Raw genomic sequence first — 20,570 nt, forward strand, 5'->3', positions numbered from 1 at the left:
GGCCGGCAACACGGTGGGGAAGCGATTTGAAGAACAATTCCGGTCTTTCGGCTTCGTAAACTTTGTCATAAAAAGTAGCTCCGCCCGATTCTTTTGATTCTTCCATACGCGCATCACGGCTGCGCAGGTACGTCACGCCCGCGGCCCATACTTCCTGACTTCCGACAGGCGCCAAAAGCGGGCGTGTTAAAAACACCGCTACTTCTTCCTGCGACAGCCTGGGAAACTTTGCCAGTGAATGCAGCAGGTATTCGTAAAGGTTATTCCGGTTGATCAGCGTATCAAAGGCCGAGCCCGATATATAATATCCGTCATCGTGCTCCAGTACAGTTCCGTTTTGTGTTTTATACAATTTCATTTGAATAATATTTTATAACATAAGAGACGGTTGTGCGGTATGTATACTGACCGGTAGTGAAAAGTGAAAAGTGAGTAGTGAGTAGTGAATAGTAAATCTGTTCATCTCATTTTAGCACTATCAAGGTCAATCCCCAGGAGTTGTTGTGCAAGCGCTTTTAATACCGTGTAATCACCTTCAAAATGGCAGGTGGCTTGCCGGTATATCTGCGTTTCCCCGGGTTGCAGCGGTTTGGCGGCAGAAGAAGATTCCAGTTCATAAAAGGGTCCTAACTGTGAGCCGTCTTCCAGGGGTCCGTCGTTGTACGCATTCACCACATCGCCTTTGTACGGTTGTTTTTGCAATTCCCATTTGGAGTTTACATAATCGCCATCGGGATCAATATCAAAAAAGATAACGGTCAGCATGTTTCTTTTAAAATCGAAGCTGCCGGCAAGAGGCTTGGCAATCATGGGCGACAGGCCCAGCTTGCTCCGGTGCTTTCCATCACATTTCAATAACAGCACACTGTCTTTCATGGTGAGCCTGTCAAATGGAATTTGCCCGAAGTAATTATCGGTAATGAAGTTTTTAACATCTTTACGGTTGCGGAAAGGAACAATGGCTACCGTTTCTTCGGAAGGCGTAAACATGCCCAGCAGCCAGATGGACAACAGTCCGCTTTCTTTTTTCCAGGCGTTTTCGCCCATGTTCTTTATGATGTTCTCTGTTTCATAGGCAACCCATTGCACATCGCCCGGAACATTGGTTTGTAAGCGGCTGTTCAGCGCCGCTTCATCCAGCAGACGAACATTCCTGTTGATGAAAATATTGAATTGGGCTCCGCTGTAATTGGTAACAACGGCTTTCTGTGAAAATTCAACGCTTGTGCTGTCTGAATGCGTTACCTGGTAAGCCACCGTATCAATTATGGGCGGCACCTGCCAGTTTTTAATGTGGAAAGAGTCTCCTTTTTTAAAATAAAAGGAATACTGTCCGCCTTCGGGACCGATCCATAACCGCTCTTCCCCGCCTACAGGATTAAACTGGTCTTTGAATTTTCCGGAAGCGACCAGGTCGTAATTGATCCAGCCGGCGCTGTTGCCCGAATCGCCGCTGGCAGTGCTGGTCATTACTCTTCCCTGGTAATCGGCTGTAAGCAATACCCTGGCGCCCGCTTCATTCCATAATTCTATAGTATTATCAAGATGTTCTTTTAAAAAAGCGGCATCATAGCCATAGCTGCCTTTTGCATATTCAACTGCCTTCTCCGGCTGGGATTCGTTACAAGACATCAATACAATAATTAAAAAAGATATGCTCCATAGAGAAGAAAAATATTTGTTCATACTGTTGCCGTTTTAAAAATACAGGGCATTAAGGTAATAAGTTTATCAGGACGAACAGCATTGAAGCAGATTTTTTATGGTAGCTGCCATGATCACCCTGTCGTACCATTTGTCTGACACCCTGCCCCTTAAATGCGTTTGTGTAAAAGCAGCATTGCTCCAGAAAAGAACACAGGTAAAAGATAATACAACCTTTATCATTGTACCTGCAAGATATGCAGTGTGATATATTGTTGTAATATGGCCTTCGGGTAATTAACATTTTAATGGCTATTCGCTTTTTTATTCCTGAAGCTGATGCTGCTCCCGTTCTTCTAACGGTTCCGGTTGGTTGAAACAAACACTTTCAATAGACTTCCTGCTGTTGAAGTTACAGCAATGCAAAAGCTGCATCAAAGCACAAAGCATCCTCAATTCACTTTCGCACAGAATACGCTAACTCATACTGCAATGCTTCCAGCGCACCCGAAACATATACCAGCGGGGCATTCCAGTTAATGGCCGTTTCATTGGAGGCATAGGAACAGTCTGTATCCGTATAAGCCGTTTCGGGTTCTGTAAAAACGTATTTGCATTTGTCCTGCATACCGGGGTTAGGCCCGCCGGCAAGCAAGCCGGGTATGGGTTGCGTTATGCCATCGGCTACAGACAGGCGATGGTGTATGTGCACTGGCGAGCGACTGCCCATACCCGTTACAAAGCAGAAGCCGGTGGCATTTCGACCCATGATATAATCCGCATTGGTCAGGGCGGCAGCTATATAATGTTTATCTTTTGTAAGCAGGTAAGCATTAATAAGCACAATACCCTGGTTCATTGCCACAGCGTTGCTGCCCCATATAAAGTCTTTTTTGCTTTGTCCCATGATGGTGCGGAATGCCCTGTTGCCGCCATTGCCAACAAGTGAACCGGCAAGATCAATTACCTGCTGCTCTATGGCAGGCAGGTTAAGCTGCCGGTATTTTGATAATGTATTTTTATAACGGAGAAGGGTATATGACCCCAGCGCAGCCACATTGTTCCATGAAGGAATGGCAGCAACGGCAGGCCGGTAGTGCAGTATCTCCTGAATATATGCTTCTTTTCCTGTGGTTGCCAGTAATTCGCACGCGGCCCAAAACCATTCATCCTTTATATTATTGTCGCCGTAGGCGCCTGTTGTAACAGCGGGCTGGTATAAGGCGTTCATTGCCCGTTGATCGTACAATACAGCCGGGTTTTGCTTCGCCCAGTGCCAGGCATATTGCGCGGCATGCAGGCAACTGTCGTTTAACCCCGGCAGTTGTTTTTTGAAGCTCACAAGTATTCTCGATGCCTGTGCCATTACCGCAGCAAAATCAAGGGCCGCGGCTGTAGATTTTTGCACCACATACCGTGGGTTATGGCAACCGGCAGGCATGATCATTTTGTCGAAAGCGGCATTGGTGCATTTGTGGTATACCCCGCCATCATTGGGATCCTGCATAGTAAGCATCCAGCGCAGGTTGTACAGGGTCTCGTTAATAATATCAGGGAGGCCGTTACCGGTTTCGGGAATATTTGTTTGAAGGGTATCAAAATAAAGCGGGAAATCTTCATAAGCCGTAAGCAGCGTGCCCATGGTAATGCCCGAGTTAACGATATACTTATTATAATCGCCTGCGTCGTACCAGCCACCGGGAGATGATATAACGGTATGGGCTGGCCGCTTACCGGAAGCTGCAGAAGGATGGATGAGCACCTCTTTATCGGGATGACCACCGGCTCTTGCCCATTTTCCTGCATATTGCGGCAGTATGGGCATTGACATCCGCTGGTAATAATAGCTCTTCAGGGATGCCGCACTTAGTGCACGATGAATGTCGTTACTGATGTTGAAAGGATAGGAATAGCCTGCATCCGGCACAAACAATATATACACGCCGGCAGCGCTGAACGCCGAAAAGTCGGCAATGCTTGTTGCAGTGGAGGAGTAAGCAGAATTTTCAGGTGCCGACAGTATTCCTTTGTACAATGTATCTTTTTTATCAGCAGACAGCAAATAAAATATACCGGACTGAGCAGGACTTGTAACCACTGCTATTTTGGGCGCATGCGTATAAAACCCCGCCTGGTTGAGTTGAATATTGGTTGAAGGCTGAGCCTGTAAAAAAGAAAGCCATACCATTACAAAAAGGAGTGTTGCTGCTGTTCTTGCCATAAACTTTATTTTAAGATCAGATACATAAGTTGAAAATATAAATGCAACCTTTGCTAAAGTGATGATGGTTATTATATTTTTTCTAAAAGGATGAGGATTTAAAGGTCGTATTACTTCTTTCTTTTTTGCTTGCCCAAAAAAGAAACAAAAAAAAGGCCCGCCCGACTGAACATCGTTCGGGCGGGCACACGAAAACGATTACTGCCCGTTTTCGTGCTTGTTCCCTGATATAGCTGTTGTACTACTGTGACTTCAACAGTAAAAAGTCTATTGCAGGCATATGGTCTAAGTGTCTAATCAAAACTGTTTTTTTAAAATACTATCGGATGTGGCAATGCGCAAATTACGATGCTGAATTGTAGCAAACAGGATCGTAGCGATGGTTGAAACATAGCTACTATTTACAAAGTAATTCACGGCTTAGATGACTAATGCTATTTTTTGTTTTTATCTATTACCATACATACCGCGCCTAATGGCGGTACAATAATTTTAATACCATTCAATGTTGTTGCAGAATAGGCTTTCAGGGTGGTATAGTCGGACGGGCCGCCGGCCTCCAGTTCCGGCCCGCTGCCGTTGACCAAAACTTTTCTTGAAAATTCACCATTGTCGTTGCTGCCTTCGAGGCTGTACCAGTAAAACCTGTTGCCGGGGTTAAAATTATTTATTTTCACTTCTGCTGTAACCGGCGATGCGGAAGTATTGATCAACGTGAGGTTTACCTGCCCGGAGCTATAGGTAGAAGCGTATGGCACAATAGCTGCAGTATTTTTTACACTTACCGGTATAAGCCGGTCGCCCAGCATTTTTTGAAAGAAATACATATAATAAAACGAAGGCCGGGGCGTCCATTTGGGAATACCCGGTTCGTTACCATCGCTGAAAAGTCCGTGATCATCGCCATTGCTCCACCCGTTGAGCAGATCCCAGCGGGCAGCCATACCATATTTGTTTTTCAATGCTTCTCCCACAACCAGTAAAGCAAAAACACCACTGGTGTTCGACACCTGTTGTTTGGAGCCGCCGGCCCACATATTCCATTCGGTCAATGCAACCGGCTTCACCGGCGCTCCTGCCGTTTGCAGGGTTTGCGATATAAAATCCATCATTTGGGCAGGAACGGTATACGCCGCATTCAGCACTACGGCTGCATTGGAGTTGCTGTTGTAGGGCGTAAAATAATTGTGCACCACATAAAAATCATGCTTATCATCCAACTCCGGGAGCATGCTGCTGTTCCATGTTTTTACCGTGTTGGTTTGCCATGCTTCGGAAGGTGATTCTACCAGTGTTGCGCCTATATAAATCTTTTTACCAATTTCCGCTGCAGCTTTTTGCATGGAATCAATAAACACCTTAAAATGCTGCGCGTATAATTTACCGGTTATATATTCAGGCTGCCCGTCTTTGTTTGCGCTGAGATCTATACGGTATCCCCATTCCCAGTCGCCGTAATTTTCGTTACCGATCTCCCAGTATTGCGTACGCCCATTGTCATAGCGTACCCAGTCGGCGGCAAGATGAGCCGCTGCCGCAACGGGATCATCACTTGTTCCATAGCGTGCATAGCCGTAGTTAACGGTGATCATTCCGCGGTTGCCGCTTTGCTGCAGCATGGCATAATAGTTATCGAGGCTGGCGCTCCAGTTGTTGTTGCTTCTGCCGTACCAGTATCCCGGTTCTTTCAGTATGCCGTCTTTGTCCATTATCTGTTGGGGAGCATCCGGCGGAACAGCACCCTCCGGCTGGTTCCAGAAATATACATCACTGCCGCTGCCGGCCGGCCAACGAATGATATGCGGGTGCAGGTTGGTGATATGCTCCATGAACAGCGGTTCCGTTACCATAGGCGTCATCCAGGTATTGGCGTTATGCCCGAAGAGAGAAAGGGGTATTTTGGTAATGATGGACGAAGCGTCCACGGTTACTGTATTACTGGTAGCCGCTGTAACGGGTGTGGCTTCGGTATAGGCAGGCGCTGCAAAAGTTTTAGCCTGCCAGTCATCTGCAAAAAATCCCATGGTTGCAGCTACGGGCGGATCCGTTACCGGTTGAACCACTACCGGTGTATCGGTTGAGGGAACAGGATCGGGTGCAGGAGTTTTGGTTTTTTTACAGGAAAGTAATGCGATGCAAAACAGCACGGACAAAACAGCAATCCAACCCGGTTTTTTATTCAGCGGCATGATACTTTATTTTCTTTTGGGTTCATATAATGTAACAATAAGCATACCTGCAACAGCAGGTGCCGTATATTGTCCGGTCATGAAATAAAAGAGCCCGGTCACACAACTGTGTCAACTTGTTGGCGACGGGCCCCGCATGATTGCAAGTAACAGAATCGAAATATTATTTTAAGCCAATATGATCTATATAAATCGTTCCGGCAAAGCCTCTGTCCTGCAGGGTAAATTCATTTATTGTTGCAGGACTCTCATAATCTGTTAACGGAACATTATATTCCGTCCATTCTCCTTCAACAATCGTAATAACTTTTTCTTTACCGGCTACCAGTACATTCAGTTGTTTGCCTTCCGTACCGTTTGTGCCAAAGATGGAAAACACTACATTGGTGTATCCTGTAGTTGACGAATTACCACCGCCTAACTGCAAAGCACCGCCCCAGTCATTGGCAAACGTTACTTTAATGGCTTTGTCGCCATCCCTTACGTTATCACTGTTGTCCATATCCACGGCGCCGCCTCCCCAGCCGCCCCATTTTTGCCAGCCGTTTTCAAGCACATCGTCATAAAAAACCAATCCTAAAGGTGCTAATGGAGGCAGGTCTCCAACCAGTTCCAGCGCATCATCCGATTCTACGGCAACTAATGAATGGGCCAGTAAAGTGATCTTGCCTTTATTTGCATCCTCCGGGATGGTAACCACCAGTTCGGTTGCCGACTGGCTTACAAATGCAGTAACAGGCGCTGTTGATCCTTTAAACAGTACACCCATTGTAAGATCAAGGTTTGTACCCCTGATGGTAATATTGCTGCCGCGTTCGGCGGGGTTAGGCGAGAAGTCATGTATAGCCGGCAGGGCCACTTCCAGTTCTTCCTCTGTTTCAATTGTGAGCGGTTCGGTTCCTCCCGTTGAAATTATTAAAGTGCCTGTTTGAGCGTCAGCAGGTACTGTAACTACCAGTTCTGTTAATGACCGGGTTACAAATTCAGTAACTACCACGTCTTTGCCAAATGTTATTGATGATATCCAGTTCAGGTAAGTGCCGGTAATGGTAATGTTTTCGCCGGGCCGTGCCGTTGTTGTAAAGGAGGTGATGGCAACAGGCACATCAAAATCTATTGATGTTATTGATGTTACGTCTCCTTCAGGTGTTTTGAGCGTTGCCGGTCCCCGTTCCGCTTCCTCCGGCACCAGAATCTTGATAAGGACGGAGGTTTGTTGTATAAAGGATGATTGTGGAATACTAACGCCGGTCAGTTCTATGGCTGTAACCTTGTTCAGGTTATTTCCAATAAAGCTGATGGTATCTCCATGCTGCACACCGGCAGGGCCAAAGCTCAGCAGTTCAACTTTGCCGGTATTAGTGGCTTTGTCCTTTTTGCATGACGCCGTGATTCCTATTGATACAGTAAGGCATATCAATAAAAGCAGGCGTGTGTTAAATATTATTTTCATAATTATTTTGTATTCTTTGTATAATATTTATTTCTTAAGCACTTTGGGTACTATCCTGAAATTGTCAAAGCACATATCGCAGTCAAGATCGCCGCCGCCATGAAACAATATCCGGGTATAATATCCATTGGCGCTAACCGATAAACTTTCCCCATAACTCGTTGCTATTTCATTAAAAGGGATCACCACGGTTTGCCATTCGCCTTTTGTGTCGTAAGGAGGAGCCCACAGGTACTGGTCGTTATTAAAGTCTTTACTCAACCCCGCATTTATTTTTATCATGTTATTATTGTAAGGCTTTAATGTATTTACTTCAAACTTCAGGTTGTAGTCTTCAGGTTTAAGTATGGCTTCGTCAGGAATATTTTTGCTGATGTCCCCCATGGCATCAGGAGGTCCGCCGGCTACTTCCAGCCAGTTCCATCCGCCAATGTCTCTTTTTACCCGGATGTAATTGCCATTGATGGCCGGAGGGTCATCGGGCCCCGGCGTCTCCACTACAAAGGATGCATTCCACCAGCCTGTAAAAGGATCGCTGCTGATAAATATATTCCTGTTGTCCCTGAACCAGAAATCAGAGCTGGTAACTCCAAAGTTGGTAGTTACGGTAACAGGCCCGGGCTCTGCTCCTTCGGGAACTATTACGCGTATGACTTTATCCTCTACCGAAACCAGTTCGCCCTGCACATTGCCCGTAAAGGTTACAGTAAGCGGCTCATAAAAATAATCGCCTCTGATGGTTGCCACGTTTCCCGTAAGTACATATTCACTGTTCATAGCGGATACCAGGGGTTCGCTGATCTCCACTTTGAAATGGTGCTCCAGCGTTTTTCCATTAGAAAACAGAATTTTGAGTGTGTTGCTGATTTCTTTTGGAATTTCGGCGGGAACGCTTACCAGGATAGTTGTGCTGGTAATATAAGTAGGTGTTAAAGATGCTTTTTGGTCGTTGAACCATATTTCCTGCGCATCCTGCAGGTTTTCACCTATTATAGCGATCAGGTTGCTTTGATAGGCGCCTACAAGCAATGAATCGGCCGACTCGGGGGCGGTGATGCGCACATACCTGATCTGCGGCTCGCCGTTGTTGGGAAGGCTTTCTTTCTTGCAGGATGTGTATATGCCTGTTATAGCTATTGCTGCAGAAAGAAATAATATGGATTGTATTGTTTTCATTTGTAAATAATTTGAGTTTAGTGTTTATTTACTATAATAATCTACGGCAGGCTTCTGCAGGTTTGGCGCCTGGCTCAGTTCCGCATCCGGAATGGGTAGCAGGAAATTTCCCGAATTGGCATTGATCGTTCTTTCTGTTGTAGCCCATTCTGTTTTGGTAAATGTCCACGATGTGGGATCCGGCATTTGGTCCGGTTCCGAAAAGAACAAGCCCCTGTCTTGTGTGTTTAAAATGGCATAAGCTTTATTCGGATTATAGTAATGCAGTGATACCAGGTCGTACCAGCCCATTCCCTCCATTGCAAATTCAATAAATCTTTCTTTTTGTATAGCATCGAAAGTTAACGGCTGATTGTATTCGGGCAATCCTGCTCTCATGTGCACTTTATTAAAATATTCCAAAGCTTTGGTATCATTGGTTGAAGTATTGTCTCCAAGTACTGCTTCTGCGTATATCAGGTACAATTCCGCAAGGCGCATCATATAGGTATCATGACCGTAGCGCTGGCTTGCCGCCTGTCCGCCTACATCTTCGGCTTTGCCCGTTACATATTTTTTGATAGCGAGGAAATTATTATCGGTTCCCGTAAACGGATAGATAAGCTTCTGCTTACCACCCGGAATGGCTTGTGTTATTTCGGGATAGGATGCGCCCGGCAACATGAAGGTAGCCTTTAACCGCTGATCAAGTGTTCTGCCTTTTAAAGTACCCTCCGGCATAGCGGTTATGCCATCGTACTGGCTGATCATCCACCACGTAGCGCCTTTGTCGCCACCCCATCCGTCGCCATTCGCTATATCCGGGCTGTAGGCAAGATAAGCAGGTGTAGAGTTCTGAGTTCCCCATGCATTCGGGCCTGAATAGACCCATTGTAATGAAAACAGCGATTCCGGGTTATTGTCGTATGGGAATAGAAATAAATCGCCATAATTTTTCAATAAGGAAGCCCCGCTATTTAGGATTACATCTTCTGCAAAATATCTTGCACTGTCTAAAAATACCTGGTTCCTGGTTCCGGAGCCGCCTGATTCCACACCGGCACGGGTAAGATAAAACCGGGCAAGCATGGCTTCGGCCGACCATTTGGTGAGCCTTCCTTCACGAACCGGAGTTTCAGGTAAATCCTGTGCAACCGCATGCATTTCATCAGTAATGAACTTCCACACACTTGATACGGTATTTTTGCTCACGCTGGTGTCGGAAAGCAGGGTAAGGTTATTTTCAATGATAGGTACTTCACCCCAGTTCATAACAAGAAACCGGTAAGCCAGTGCCCGCATAAACCTGGCTTCAGCAATAGCGAGCTTTTTTATTTCCGGTGAAACATCCGCTCCTGCATAGGTATTGATGTTTTGAATAGCCAGGTTAGATTGACCTACCACAATAAAAAAAGAACGCCATGAAGCACCATTTTCAGGAGTAGCTCCTGTGGTGTTGAACAATACATTTCCCCTGTCGTTCCATGCAGAATACGCGGTGCCTGCACGAAAGTCACCCAGGTTATAAGATGCCTTATCGTTATAGTCGAACCACACTTTGCTGTATAATAATGCGGTAGCGGCCAGTACCTGGTCATCTGTTTGATAAAAATTGGCATCCACGATGGCATCTATCGGTGGTTTTTCGAGAAATGATTTTGAGCAGCCTGAAAATATAAGAACGAGAAACAGTGCTGCAGTCCAGATGAGTGTATGTTTATAATTTTTCATTGCTGTAATTTTAAAAGTTTATACCAACGCTGAATGTATAAATAGGCGTAAGTGGATAACGTCCGTAATCCAATCCAATAGCCTGGTTGCTGGCGCTGGCGTCTCTTCCTACATAAGCGCCTACTTCGGGGTCAAAGCCTTTATATCCTGTTATTGTTGCCACGTTTTGAATACCTACAGATACCCTTGCGTCTTTTACGAGGGTTTTACCGGAGAATATATCCTGCGGAAAATTATAGGATATCGAAATATTCTTTAACCGTATAAATGATCCGTCTTCCACCCATTTGTTGGTAATATTGGTATAATTGCCATTGGGGCCATAAGATATCCTTGGAACAGTAGTCTCAGGATTATCAAGCATTACCTGACCATCTTTGGTATTGGGCCTTGCATATTGCATTGCACCTATCAGCAGGTTGCGGCTTAAATTTATATTATTGGGATTTGAATTTACTCTTGCCAGGTAGTTGTAAATATCATTACCATAAGTACTGGTAATAAGAATACTAAGACTGAATTCTTTGTAAGTAAAGCTGTTGGTAAAGCCTGCGAATAATTTGGGCCAGGGATTACCTATAAAGGTTTGATCATTTACATCTATAATGCCGTCCGGAACTCCATCCGGGCCGCTGATATCCTTAAACTTTACATCGCCTACCCACAACCCGTTTGCTTCATCTACAGGAAGCCTGTCTCCATTGTTGTCCACCGGAACCGGATTTTTTTCAATTTCATCTATTGATGTAAATAATCCTTCTTCTATATATCCACGAAATAACCAGGGTGCCTGGCCTACTACTGAACGCTGGGTCCAGTCGTTTAACCACCACGATGTGCGATCAATTAATGCAGCTTCGGAGTTGAATTTTTTGATCTTTGTTTTAAAAGCCGAAAGATTCAGGTTGGATTCCCACTTGAAGTTTTTATTATTGATGTTGATGGTATTGATCGTAAGCCCCCATCCTTTGTTTTGCAGGGAACCGATATTTACCTGCGGAGAACCCACTGCTCCGGTTCCATTAGTGCCCATATACCAGGGCAAGGGGTTTTCAAGAAGAAGATTATCTGTATTTTTTATATAATAATCAAATTCAAAATTAACGCGGTTATTAAACAATCCCAGGTTTACACCAAAGTTATTGGTTTGGGTTTCTTCCCATTGTATGCCCGGGTTTTTGTAACGGCCGGGTAAGAATCCTGTACCTGTGGGTGTAGCGCCAGTTAACATGGGAGAATAAATATAAGCGCCGCCACCCTGGTTTCCGGTGGTACCCGTTTCAAACCTGAATTTGAGTTCACTGATAAAAGGTACCTGGAAAAATGCTTCCTGCGAAACTCTCCATGCTGCCGATAAAGATGGGAAAAGCCCCCATTTATTGTCAGGTCCAAAGTTTGCCGAGCCGTCTCTTCTCAGCGAGCCTACAACAATATAACGGTTGTCATAGTTATAATTGATCCTTCCCAGGTACGATTCCATACCCCATTGCCCCGATCCGCCAGACGTGCCCGAAGTGGTTTCATCACCGGCAGCAAGATCAAGGATGTCGTTGGTAAGGAAACCCGTTCTGGAAGCACCAACATTTTTCCAGGTAGAAGCCTGCGCTTCGTGGCTCACCATTGCGTTAATGCTATGCTTCCCCAGGCTTTTATTATACTCCAGCAACTGGTTCCAGTTCCAGTAAGTATTTACACCTGATCCGTTCGTTAAGGAGGCGGTTGGATTAATAGCCCAGCCAATGGAATAAGTGGGTACATAATATGCAGAATTTGAATAACCCACATTGGCGTTAAAGGAACTTCTGAATGTAAGATCGTTTGTAATTTTTATGCCCAGGTTTAAGCCCCCCAGCAATTGCCTTCTTACATAATTGTTGGTGGTTAAATTAGCGATAGCAATGGGGTTTACGGGAGCAAACTGGTTGGCTCCATTGGTAAGGTCGCCGCCACCCCATGTTCCGTCAATATTTTTTACGGGCACCTGCGGCGTTAGCTGCAGCGCATTGGAAATAACGTTTTCCTGGCTTGTAGTGAGTTTTTCATTGGTTTGATTAAAGTTCAGGTTCGCTCCTATGGTAATCCACTCTCTTGGTTTATTATCAAGGTTCAGCCGGAAAGAGTATCTTTTGAAACCAGAACCCAAGGCCACACCTTTTTGGTTAAGGTATTCGCCAGACATATAATAAGTGGTTTTCTCGTTTCCGCCGCTCATGCTGAGTGTATGTTTATCCATAGGGGCGTCTTTAAATAACTCGTGTTGCCAGTCAGTACCGTCGCCCAGCAGGGAGGGGTCTAAAAATTCCTGTGGCGTTTCACCCCCCGCAATAGCGTGAAACTCTTTCACCATTTGCGCATACTCACGCAAATTCATTACTTCCAGGCGCAGCGGCGGACGCTGAATGCCATACTGAAATCCGTATGCCAGTTGAAGCTTGCCCGCTTTACCACGTTTGGTAGTGATTAATATAACCCCATTGGTTGCCCTTGAACCATATACCGCTGTTGCAGACGGACCCTGTAATATCTGTATATCTTCAATATCGGAAGGATTAAGACCCGATAGCGGATTAGATGAACTTTGCGCTCCAAAAGAAACAGATTCACCCTCGATCTGAACGCCGTCAATAACGTACAGCGGTTCATTGCTGCCATTAATGGAGTTAACACCCCGGATGTTTACAGAAATGCCGCCGCCGGGCTGACCGGAATTTTGTGTAATATACACGCCTGCCGCTCTCCCCTGGATGGCCTGTTCGATAGTGGTATTTACCGTTTTATCTATATCTTTTGCAGAAACAGAGGTTTGGGCGGTGGTAAGATTACCACGCTTTGCCGTGCCATAACCAATGACCACTACCTCATCTAACTTTTTTGTTGATGTTTCAAGCGTCACTTCCATCACATCAGCTGAGCTAATTGCCACTTCTTTTTTTTCCATCCCCACCGAACTGAATATAAGCACCCTTGCCTCACTGCCTACTTCTATTGAAAACAATCCCAGGTTGCTGGTAGCCGCTAAGGCTTTACCGTCTTTAACCTCCACCGAAACGCCGGGGAGCGGGTTTCCCGCATCATCTTTTACCGTGCCGGTAATTTTGCGGGTATTGCCCTGCTGGGCATATACCGCCGGCATAAGCAGTAGTAATGAGAAAGCCGTCCATATAAGGATCTTTGCTTCTCTCATCGTTTTGATTCTTTTCATATACTTGCAATTATTGGTTTATAAAAAAATACAATTTCAAAATACACTGTTCATTGTTATCGTTTGCTCGTTCCCGTTATAAGCTATGGCTGTATCCGACGGCGATGAAAGATCCAGTGCTGTTGATCTGTTTCGCGTAATCCACACTATTCTGAACAGCCTCTTCTTCGGCATGCCTTTAAAGTCACCTTCTCTTTTTCCGATGGTCAATGTTTTGTTGGCCTCATTGTAGGTAATGGGGATATTGCTGTATTTGCCTTTTTCATAATTGTAATTAATACCTTCATCTTCGTACAGGGTAAAGCTGCCGTCCTTACCGGTATAAACATACAGTGTGATATCGTTGGCGGGTTTTTCACCGGTAAATTCAATCTGCGGGCCAAAAGGTATGATAGAACCTTCCTTTACAAATACCGGCATTCTTTCATAGGGAGCATCGGCTGCTATGCGTTGTCCCCCTGTTTTGTAGGCGCCTGTATACAGATCGTACCAGCCCTGCCCCGCCGGCAAGTACACCGGGCGGGAAGTGGCTTTACCGGTGTATACCGGGTTGACCAGTAAAGCAGGGCCAAACATATACTGGTCGCCTATATTTTTAACATTGGCATCGGCGCCAAAATCCATGATCAGCCCGCGCATCATTGTATAGTTGTTATGGAACGTGCTGCCTGCCACCGAATAGATATAGGGCATGAGGCGGTAACGCAGCCGGTTGTAATACAGCATGCTTTTATAAGCAGGGTGATCATCAGGGGCAATATTAAATATTTCCCGGTACGGGTATTGGCCATGGGAGCGGAACAGCGGGCAAAACGCGCCGAACTGGTACCAGCGGGTATTGAGCTCACGCCATTCTTCCAATGCATTTCCTGTGGGCCGGGGCTTGTCGTATTTGTCTTCAACAAAAAAGCCACCGATATCATTGGTCCAGTAAGGCAATCCCGATAAAGAGAAGTTGATGCCTGCGGGTATTTGCCGCTCCATTTCATCAAAACGCGCTGCTATATCACCACTCCAGGTAGCTGCTGCATAGCGCTGCATGCCTGCATAAGCCGAACGGGTGAGGATAAACACTCTTTGATCGGGGCGTGAAGAACGCTGCCCTTCATAAACGCCTTTTGCGCTCTGCAAAGGGTAGCCGTTAAAGTATTGCGTGGAAGATCCCGATGCCGAGGGCTGCATCAGTTGTTTTCTTTTTTTAATTGTGGCATTCGACAAAATATCCGGCTCGGTAGCGTCTAACCACCATGCGTCAACGCCTTTAATGAAAAGGCTGCTGTCTAAAAGCTTCCAGAAGCCCATGCGGGCGGTAGGGTTAAAAGCATCGTAAAAAGTAGATATATACCCTTTTCCTATCCAGTCGCGTTGCTGGTCTTTTATATTTTGCTTATAGAGCCAGTTCTGCCTGTCAAAAATCTTATAGCTTTCAATACCTTCATAAAATTTGGGCCAAACGGAGATCATGAAGCGGGTATGATAGCGTTCATGCAATCTTTTGATCATGCCTGCCGCATCCGGGAAACGCTCCCTGTCGAATTGCTGGCTGCCCCATGCATCTTCCTTCCAGTAGCTCCAGTCTAATACGATATTGTCCAACCCGATCTTTCTTTTCCTGAACTCGGCTACCGTATTTTCAATTTCCTGCTCCGTTTTATAGCGCTCCCTGCTTTGCCAGAAACCCAAAGCCCATTGAGGAAGCAGGGTAGCCTTACCTGTTAGCTGCCGGTAGCCGCCAATCACTTCATCGGCACTGGCGCCATAAATAAAATAATAGTCAATTTGTTCTGCGGCTTCAGACGACAGGGCTATTTTATTGTGCAATTCAGCCGGGGTAGGGCTAAGCCATTGCAGCGAAAAAAAAGCCTGGGCTGATTCGGGTATCCATTCTGCTTTAAAGCTATGGCGCCGCTCTTTGCCAAGCGGGTAACGGAATTGTGAGGGCCCGGGATTCCATCCTTCCCGCCATTTATCGAACAATAAATGACCGTCTATCCATATTTTCAGATAACCCGACGCCGATAAATAGAATTTGTGCTCTCCTGTAGTATCCGCTGTGATGGATCCCTCCCAGGTTACTTTACCTTTTTCCATAGGGAAACCGGCGGGTATGTTTTTTAAGGATGGAAGGAACCCGTAATCTATTTTATCTTCCTGCCGCTGTATATAAATACGTGTGCTGTCGCTCCTGTCGCTGTATGTTGCCGTTAATCCTTTGGTGATGCCATCTTTGCCGGTCAATTGTAAAGCGGATAGCTGCTGTTTCTCGCGGTCATCTCCAAAATATGTAATAGAATAATTATCCCATAACAAGCCGTAATTGCGGCTCGACAGCAAGAAAGGAACCGCTACAACGGAATTGTACTGGGTGAGATCAACATCCTGGTCTTTGTAATTGATCTGACCGGTTTGAGGCTGCCCCAGTCCGTAAAAGGCCTCGCCGGCAGGAGATTCAAATTGCTGGCCGATACGGTACAATGGTTTATCATCAATGGTTACCGGTACGATCTTTTTCCCTCCTCCGGTTTTCTCCTGCAGAATAATATTGCCATTCTTGTCTTTAAAAACCACTTCTCCTGTGGCAAACGATACCGAAGCAAGCAGTTCACCGGTTTTGAGCAGGGCTTCTTTTTCTGTTTGTTCGGCACTCCATTTTACGGCAATATGAAAAGTGCTGTCTATCATCAGGCTTTTAGCAGCAATAAATTTGTTGTCGTTCGATGCGGTAACCCGTATGATCTTCGGGGAAACGGCCTGTAGCCTCACCCACTTTGCAGACCCGGGAGCCGGATCTTTTATTTCCACGGCAATGCCATCCTCCAGTTGTGTAAATGTGGTATGCCGGGTACAGGAAGAGAATAGCAGCATTAATGCCAATGCAAGAAAAGCAGGAGAATTTATCCGTGGTTTGATCCGGGCAGTCGTCATGGTCTTCAATCGTTTATTTGCTTCCATCGGGAAATGAGACCCGCGGCAGAAGCATAGCGATCAAAAGTATAAATATCAATGTTACAAGGGGTGACTCATATGTTTATAATGAGTAGTTGAAATGTTAACCGGGGGGTTCATTTGATAACGATAGGGGTATCAAATGTTAAGGGGCGCGAAATGTATGCGGCGTTGTTAGGGTTTTTCAGAATTGGAGCGGTGGATCGTTGAAGTATTGCAATTGGTATCTTTATCTTTTATACTGTGCTCGTTGAACCGTGAATCTGGAAATTTTCACAATATTTCTTCCAGTTTCTTGGTAGAAAGTACCGGGAGGATTACATTGTTAAATATCGTTCCCAGGCAACGGGTATAAATGATACCCCGTGATGTGGAATAGGTGATATTCGACAGGCTTAACAGTACGTTAGATTCAACTTGCATTTCTTTATCATCATATTTAACCAGTTCTTCAAGGTTATCAATATGAAAGAAAAAGACGATATTAAAGTTCCCCTTTATATCAACTTTTTCGCCATTCTTCTTAAATGTTGCAATAGCGCATGAGAAAGTTACACGTATTTTTTTTTGAGAATGGTTAACTCCAAATTGAAATCTGTAATTGAGGTCATGATAATGGCTTTCCTTATCAATTACCGTCATGTCCGTCTTGTTGCTAATTCCCGCGTCAGTAATGGATATTTCCTCCAGTTTAATTAATTCAGTATCATAATTCGGGGAACTCATATCATTAATGTGCCATTTCTCTTTTTTGTTTCTCTGATATTATAGTGCAGACTCTCAAAAGACTGGTATTTTTCGCAAATACCTTTATTATCAATTACAAGTCTTGCATGTTGGGTTTTAGAGTGGCACTTTACCTGCTCAAACGTGGAGTCAATATCTTCTGATCTTACCGATAGAATTTTTTCTTCAAAAGCAGCCTCTAACTTTGTGATTGTTTTTATTGTAAAATTTTGTACTCCCGACAGCCACCTGGATATCTCGGCTTCATTTTTACCCATTTTTTCAGCAAGCAATTTTTGCTTACCCTCAAACTTTTTTTCCAACAACTCGTGAATACGATCAAGGATATCCATGGAGAGTTCTATATACTCCCGGGTATCCTGAGGGGTATGTTTTATAACTTCTCTAAATTTTTCCAATTTCATATTTCAATTTCTATATTGCTTAAACAATCTGTTTCTTGAAAATCTATATCGTCATCCTCACGCATCCTGTCTAATTTTTTGGCGATCGCTATTGCATTCTTAAAATGTCTCGCAACTCGCGGACACTCCAGCGGATTTTGCTTCGTTTTAATATCTCCGTTTAAAAGAACTAAGAGGTATTCTGTTATTCTTATACAATACAATCTAATGCCCAGGTCTTTTTCGTTGGCGAGAATTGTTGCTTTGTCAACTTTGGGCAAAGCATGTGCGGGTCCTTCAAATTTAAAATAATGGCTTTTTGCTCCACGTACACTAATTACATCAATTACATTATACAGGAGTTCGATTTCATTTTGATGATCGGGAAATTCCTTATCCACAAAAAGTTCGAATTCTGTATGCGTGTTTTCCCCAAGTTTAATGGTATAAAAATCAACCGTATTTGACAATTCGTCAATTTTCTTAAACACCCCAGTCAACTTAACTTATAAGTTAAGAACAAATATAAAGCCAAAACCGCCGTTTCGACAAATTATTGTTCAGTTAAAAAATAAACGTCAAATTTCAAATTAACAAATTTTATCATAACTACAAATAAATTTTAATCACTCCGATGCGTTTTATAGCTTGATTCAATGGGGCTTGATCCTATTCTTTCAGTTTCCTGTGCGCATTCACATACCTGCCAATCGTTCCCACCGGGGCGATCCATATTTCATTGGCGGGATCCTGTGCATATTCGATCAGTTTTTTCAGCATGGCGAGCCGTGTGGTTTGAGGGCCGTTGTCGCCCATTTCATGGCCGGCAAGCACCAGCCACTGCCCGTTCTTTTGAGCAGCCTGTACGACCGGCAGGATCTCTTCAAAATCCTTACCGTCCATTTCTATGCCGGTGAGCTGGGCCATATCGCAATAGGAAGGGTCGTTGGGACTTTCTGCCAGCCAGCCCCTGCCACTGAGGAAAATATCCGCCACAACAGGGATATAGCTTTTTGTGTGTTTCCCACGACCTACATATGTTTGTCCGCAGGGATAGGCAAATACTTCCGGTTTTACACCCAGCAGCTCCTCAATCTGTTTGTTGGCATCTTGCAGCTGGCTTTTCATTTGCTGTAAGCTGTAATCTTCAAGCGCATTATTTCTCGACCACAAAAAATTGCCGGAGCAGGGATGGCTGATGGAATGGTTGCCGATCTCATGACCGCCGGCAACCGCTTTTTTCCAGCCCTCCAGCCGGTTCTTTACCGTGGGAGGCTGCACATAAAAAGTGGCTTTTATATTATACGTGTTTAATAAAGCCGTGCCGGTATCTACCTGGCTTGCGCGGGCATCATCGAAGCTCAGGCTGATCGCCATCTTTTTGCCCTGGGGCCATGTAAATGCATGTTCCTGTGCCGGGGAGATCTTATTACAGATCAAAAAAACAATACAAAAATATAGCGGGAGATAATTTTTTTTGGCTTGCATGACGGATGCATTTTTAAATTGTACCGGCTTGCAGGGAAAGATAATTAATTTGTTTTTATTTGTATTTTTAAATTTTAGTCTTCAACTATTGCTATGCCATTCAGAACGATCCTTTCTTTCGTATGCCTGCTTTGTATTAGCCAGGCATTTGCAGACGTTCGTTTACCCCAAATCTTTAATTCGCACATGGTGCTCCAGCGCAATAAGCCCATACCCGTTTGGGGCTGGGCCGATGCCGGTGAAAAAGTAACCGTTGAACTGAGCGGCAACGGAATAGCAAAGCAAACGAAGACCATAAAAACGGGTAAAGACGGGAAATGGATGCTCCGGCTGGATGCCGCCGAAGCGGGAGGCCCTTACCGGTTGGTGGTTAAAGGGAAAAAGAATGTGCTTACGCTTGATGATGTATTGATCGGCGAAGTATGGATATGTTCAGGACAATCCAATATGCAATGGCCCGTAAGCGCATCCGATAATGCGAAGGAAGAGATAGCTGCTGCCCATTACCCGCTGATCCGGGAGTTTGCGGTGCCACGGGAAATAAGTTTAACACCCAAGGAAGATCTGTCGGGCGGGGAATGGAAAACAGCCATGCCCGAAAATGTAGGCCGGTTTACCGCAGTTGGTTATTTTTTTGGAAGGGACTTGCATAAGAACCTGGGTGTGCCTATAGGTTTGATCAACACCTCATGGGGCGGTACCATTGTAGAAACATGGATCAGCAAGGAAGCCATGAAAAGCTTTGATGCGTTTTCGGATGTGGTGGATGCGATGCCGGTATCTATGGATGCGCTCGGTGAAAAACGTAAAACAAAGCTCGTTAACGCCATCAATGAATTGCAGGGCGGCATACCTCCGGCGGGTGAAGTGCAATCCTGGTCTGCTGCTGCTTTTAATGACGGCAACTGGCAAACGATAGAAGTGCCCGGTAATTTCGACCGCAGGGATCTGCAGTATCTTGACGGTGCGGTTTGGTTCCGCCGTGAATTTATATTGCCCGACTCATTAGCCGGTTTAAGTGTGGCGCTGTTGCTGGGTACCATTGATGATGTGGATGCTACTTATGTAAATGGCATAAAGGTGGGTGGCACTACCAGCAAAACCGCAACCGGTCGCACCTATATACTGGAACCATCGCAATTGCATGCAGGAAAGAACAGCATTGCGGTACGCATTGAAGATTTTGGAGGCCGGGGTGGCTTTACCGGCGAGCCAGGGGATGTAAAGATCAGCAGGGACGCTTATGAGCAATCGCTTGAGGGAACATGGAAGTTCAGGATTGAATCTTATACCGACAATAACCAGTTTACCGGTCCCAATGATGCGGGCACTTTGCTGTACAATGCAATGATCGCACCGCTCATTCCCTATGCCATGCAGGGAGCCATCTGGTACCAGGGCGAATCCAATG

General features: G+C 45.2%; 14 protein-coding genes and 1 pseudogene. 1 reads left to right on the forward strand and 14 read right to left on the reverse strand.

What is annotated here, in order from left to right; all coding sequences use genetic code 11:
- The 14 genes and pseudogenes from PLH26_RS09725 to PLH26_RS09790 form a co-directional block, all read right to left on the reverse strand.
- Positions 1 to 358, reverse strand: a pseudogene (locus tag PLH26_RS09725) (fumarylacetoacetate hydrolase family protein); the annotation flags it as partial.
- A gap of 101 nt (positions 359 to 459) precedes the next feature.
- Positions 460 to 1,686 carry a DUF6786 family protein gene (locus PLH26_RS09730; protein ID WP_324585821.1) on the reverse strand — a complete coding sequence of 409 codons (1,227 nt, stop codon included), beginning with the start codon at positions 1,684 to 1,686 and terminating at the stop codon, positions 460 to 462.
- Positions 1,687 to 1,731: 45 nt separating this feature from the next.
- Complete coding sequence (locus PLH26_RS09735) at positions 1,732 to 1,887, reverse strand: hypothetical protein (RefSeq protein WP_324585822.1); 156 nt, start codon at positions 1,885 to 1,887, stop codon at positions 1,732 to 1,734.
- Positions 1,888 to 2,101: 214 nt separating this feature from the next.
- Complete coding sequence (locus PLH26_RS09740; protein WP_324585823.1) at positions 2,102 to 3,865, reverse strand: glycoside hydrolase family 9 protein; 1,764 nt, start codon at positions 3,863 to 3,865, stop codon at positions 2,102 to 2,104.
- 434 nt (positions 3,866 to 4,299) lie between these two features.
- Positions 4,300 to 6,054, reverse strand: coding sequence for an alpha-L-arabinofuranosidase (locus PLH26_RS09745; RefSeq protein WP_324585824.1), 1,755 nt, complete (start codon positions 6,052 to 6,054; stop codon positions 4,300 to 4,302).
- Positions 6,055 to 6,217: 163 nt separating this feature from the next.
- The gene (locus PLH26_RS09750) at positions 6,218 to 7,507 is read right to left on the reverse strand and encodes an IPT/TIG domain-containing protein (protein WP_324585825.1); all 1,290 of its coding nucleotides are present in this window, start codon (positions 7,505 to 7,507) and stop codon (positions 6,218 to 6,220) included.
- 27 nt (positions 7,508 to 7,534) lie between these two features.
- Positions 7,535 to 8,683 carry a glycan-binding surface protein gene (locus PLH26_RS09755; protein WP_324585826.1) on the reverse strand — a complete coding sequence of 383 codons (1,149 nt, stop codon included), beginning with the start codon at positions 8,681 to 8,683 and terminating at the stop codon, positions 7,535 to 7,537.
- 24 nt (positions 8,684 to 8,707) lie between these two features.
- Positions 8,708 to 10,393: a RagB/SusD family nutrient uptake outer membrane protein gene (locus PLH26_RS09760; protein WP_324585827.1), complete on the reverse strand. Its 1,686-nt coding sequence runs from the start codon at positions 10,391 to 10,393 to the stop codon at positions 8,708 to 8,710.
- A gap of 10 nt (positions 10,394 to 10,403) precedes the next feature.
- On the reverse strand, positions 10,404 to 13,595 hold the full coding sequence (locus PLH26_RS09765; RefSeq protein WP_324585828.1) for a SusC/RagA family TonB-linked outer membrane protein: 3,192 nt from the start codon (positions 13,593 to 13,595) through the stop codon (positions 10,404 to 10,406).
- A gap of 36 nt (positions 13,596 to 13,631) precedes the next feature.
- Positions 13,632 to 16,520: a TIM-barrel domain-containing protein gene (locus PLH26_RS09770; protein ID WP_324585829.1), complete on the reverse strand. Its 2,889-nt coding sequence runs from the start codon at positions 16,518 to 16,520 to the stop codon at positions 13,632 to 13,634.
- A 294-nt stretch (positions 16,521 to 16,814) separates the two neighbouring features.
- The gene (locus PLH26_RS09775; RefSeq protein WP_324585830.1) at positions 16,815 to 17,267 is read right to left on the reverse strand and encodes a hypothetical protein; all 453 of its coding nucleotides are present in this window, start codon (positions 17,265 to 17,267) and stop codon (positions 16,815 to 16,817) included.
- Positions 17,264 to 17,692 carry a helix-turn-helix domain-containing protein gene (locus tag PLH26_RS09780; protein WP_324585831.1) on the reverse strand — a complete coding sequence of 143 codons (429 nt, stop codon included), beginning with the start codon at positions 17,690 to 17,692 and terminating at the stop codon, positions 17,264 to 17,266. Before PLH26_RS09780 ends, PLH26_RS09775 begins: the two co-directional genes overlap by 4 nt.
- A complete protein-coding gene (locus PLH26_RS09785) occupies positions 17,689 to 18,141 on the reverse strand; it encodes a hypothetical protein (RefSeq protein WP_324585832.1) in 453 nt (150 codons plus the stop codon). The genes PLH26_RS09780 and PLH26_RS09785 overlap by 4 nt, the downstream gene beginning before the upstream one ends.
- Positions 18,142 to 18,340: 199 nt before the next feature.
- Entirely contained in the window at positions 18,341 to 19,159 is an 819-nt protein-coding gene (locus PLH26_RS09790) for a polysaccharide deacetylase family protein (RefSeq protein ID WP_324585833.1), read from the reverse strand.
- Between the two features lie 93 nt (positions 19,160 to 19,252).
- Between PLH26_RS09790 and PLH26_RS09795 the strand changes: the two genes are divergently transcribed.
- Positions 19,253 to 20,570 (forward strand): sialate O-acetylesterase family protein (locus PLH26_RS09795; protein ID WP_324585834.1); only part of this gene is annotated, 1,318 nt, incomplete at its 3' end.

Source organism: Agriterribacter sp., assembly GCF_035444585.1.
In the GTDB taxonomy this organism is placed as follows: Bacteria; Bacteroidota; Bacteroidia; order Chitinophagales; family Chitinophagaceae; genus Agriterribacter.

Coding starts and splice junctions, on each gene's coding strand:
- PLH26_RS09730 (WP_324585821.1), bottom strand. CDS start 1,686: ATGAACAAATATTTTTCTTCTCTATGGAGCATATCTTTTTTAATTATT.
- PLH26_RS09735 (WP_324585822.1), bottom strand. CDS start 1,887: ATGATAAAGGTTGTATTATCTTTTACCTGTGTTCTTTTCTGGAGCAAT.
- PLH26_RS09740 (WP_324585823.1), bottom strand. CDS start 3,865: ATGGCAAGAACAGCAGCAACACTCCTTTTTGTAATGGTATGGCTTTCT.
- PLH26_RS09745 (WP_324585824.1), bottom strand. CDS start 6,054: ATGCCGCTGAATAAAAAACCGGGTTGGATTGCTGTTTTGTCCGTGCTG.
- PLH26_RS09750 (WP_324585825.1), bottom strand. CDS start 7,507: ATGAAAATAATATTTAACACACGCCTGCTTTTATTGATATGCCTTACT.
- PLH26_RS09755 (WP_324585826.1), bottom strand. CDS start 8,683: ATGAAAACAATACAATCCATATTATTTCTTTCTGCAGCAATAGCTATA.
- PLH26_RS09760 (WP_324585827.1), bottom strand. CDS start 10,393: ATGAAAAATTATAAACATACACTCATCTGGACTGCAGCACTGTTTCTC.
- PLH26_RS09765 (WP_324585828.1), bottom strand. CDS start 13,595: ATGAAAAGAATCAAAACGATGAGAGAAGCAAAGATCCTTATATGGACG.
- PLH26_RS09770 (WP_324585829.1), bottom strand. CDS start 16,520: ATGACGACTGCCCGGATCAAACCACGGATAAATTCTCCTGCTTTTCTT.
- PLH26_RS09775 (WP_324585830.1), bottom strand. CDS start 17,267: ATGAGTTCCCCGAATTATGATACTGAATTAATTAAACTGGAGGAAATA.
- PLH26_RS09780 (WP_324585831.1), bottom strand. CDS start 17,692: ATGAAATTGGAAAAATTTAGAGAAGTTATAAAACATACCCCTCAGGAT.
- PLH26_RS09790 (WP_324585833.1), bottom strand. CDS start 19,159: ATGCAAGCCAAAAAAAATTATCTCCCGCTATATTTTTGTATTGTTTTT.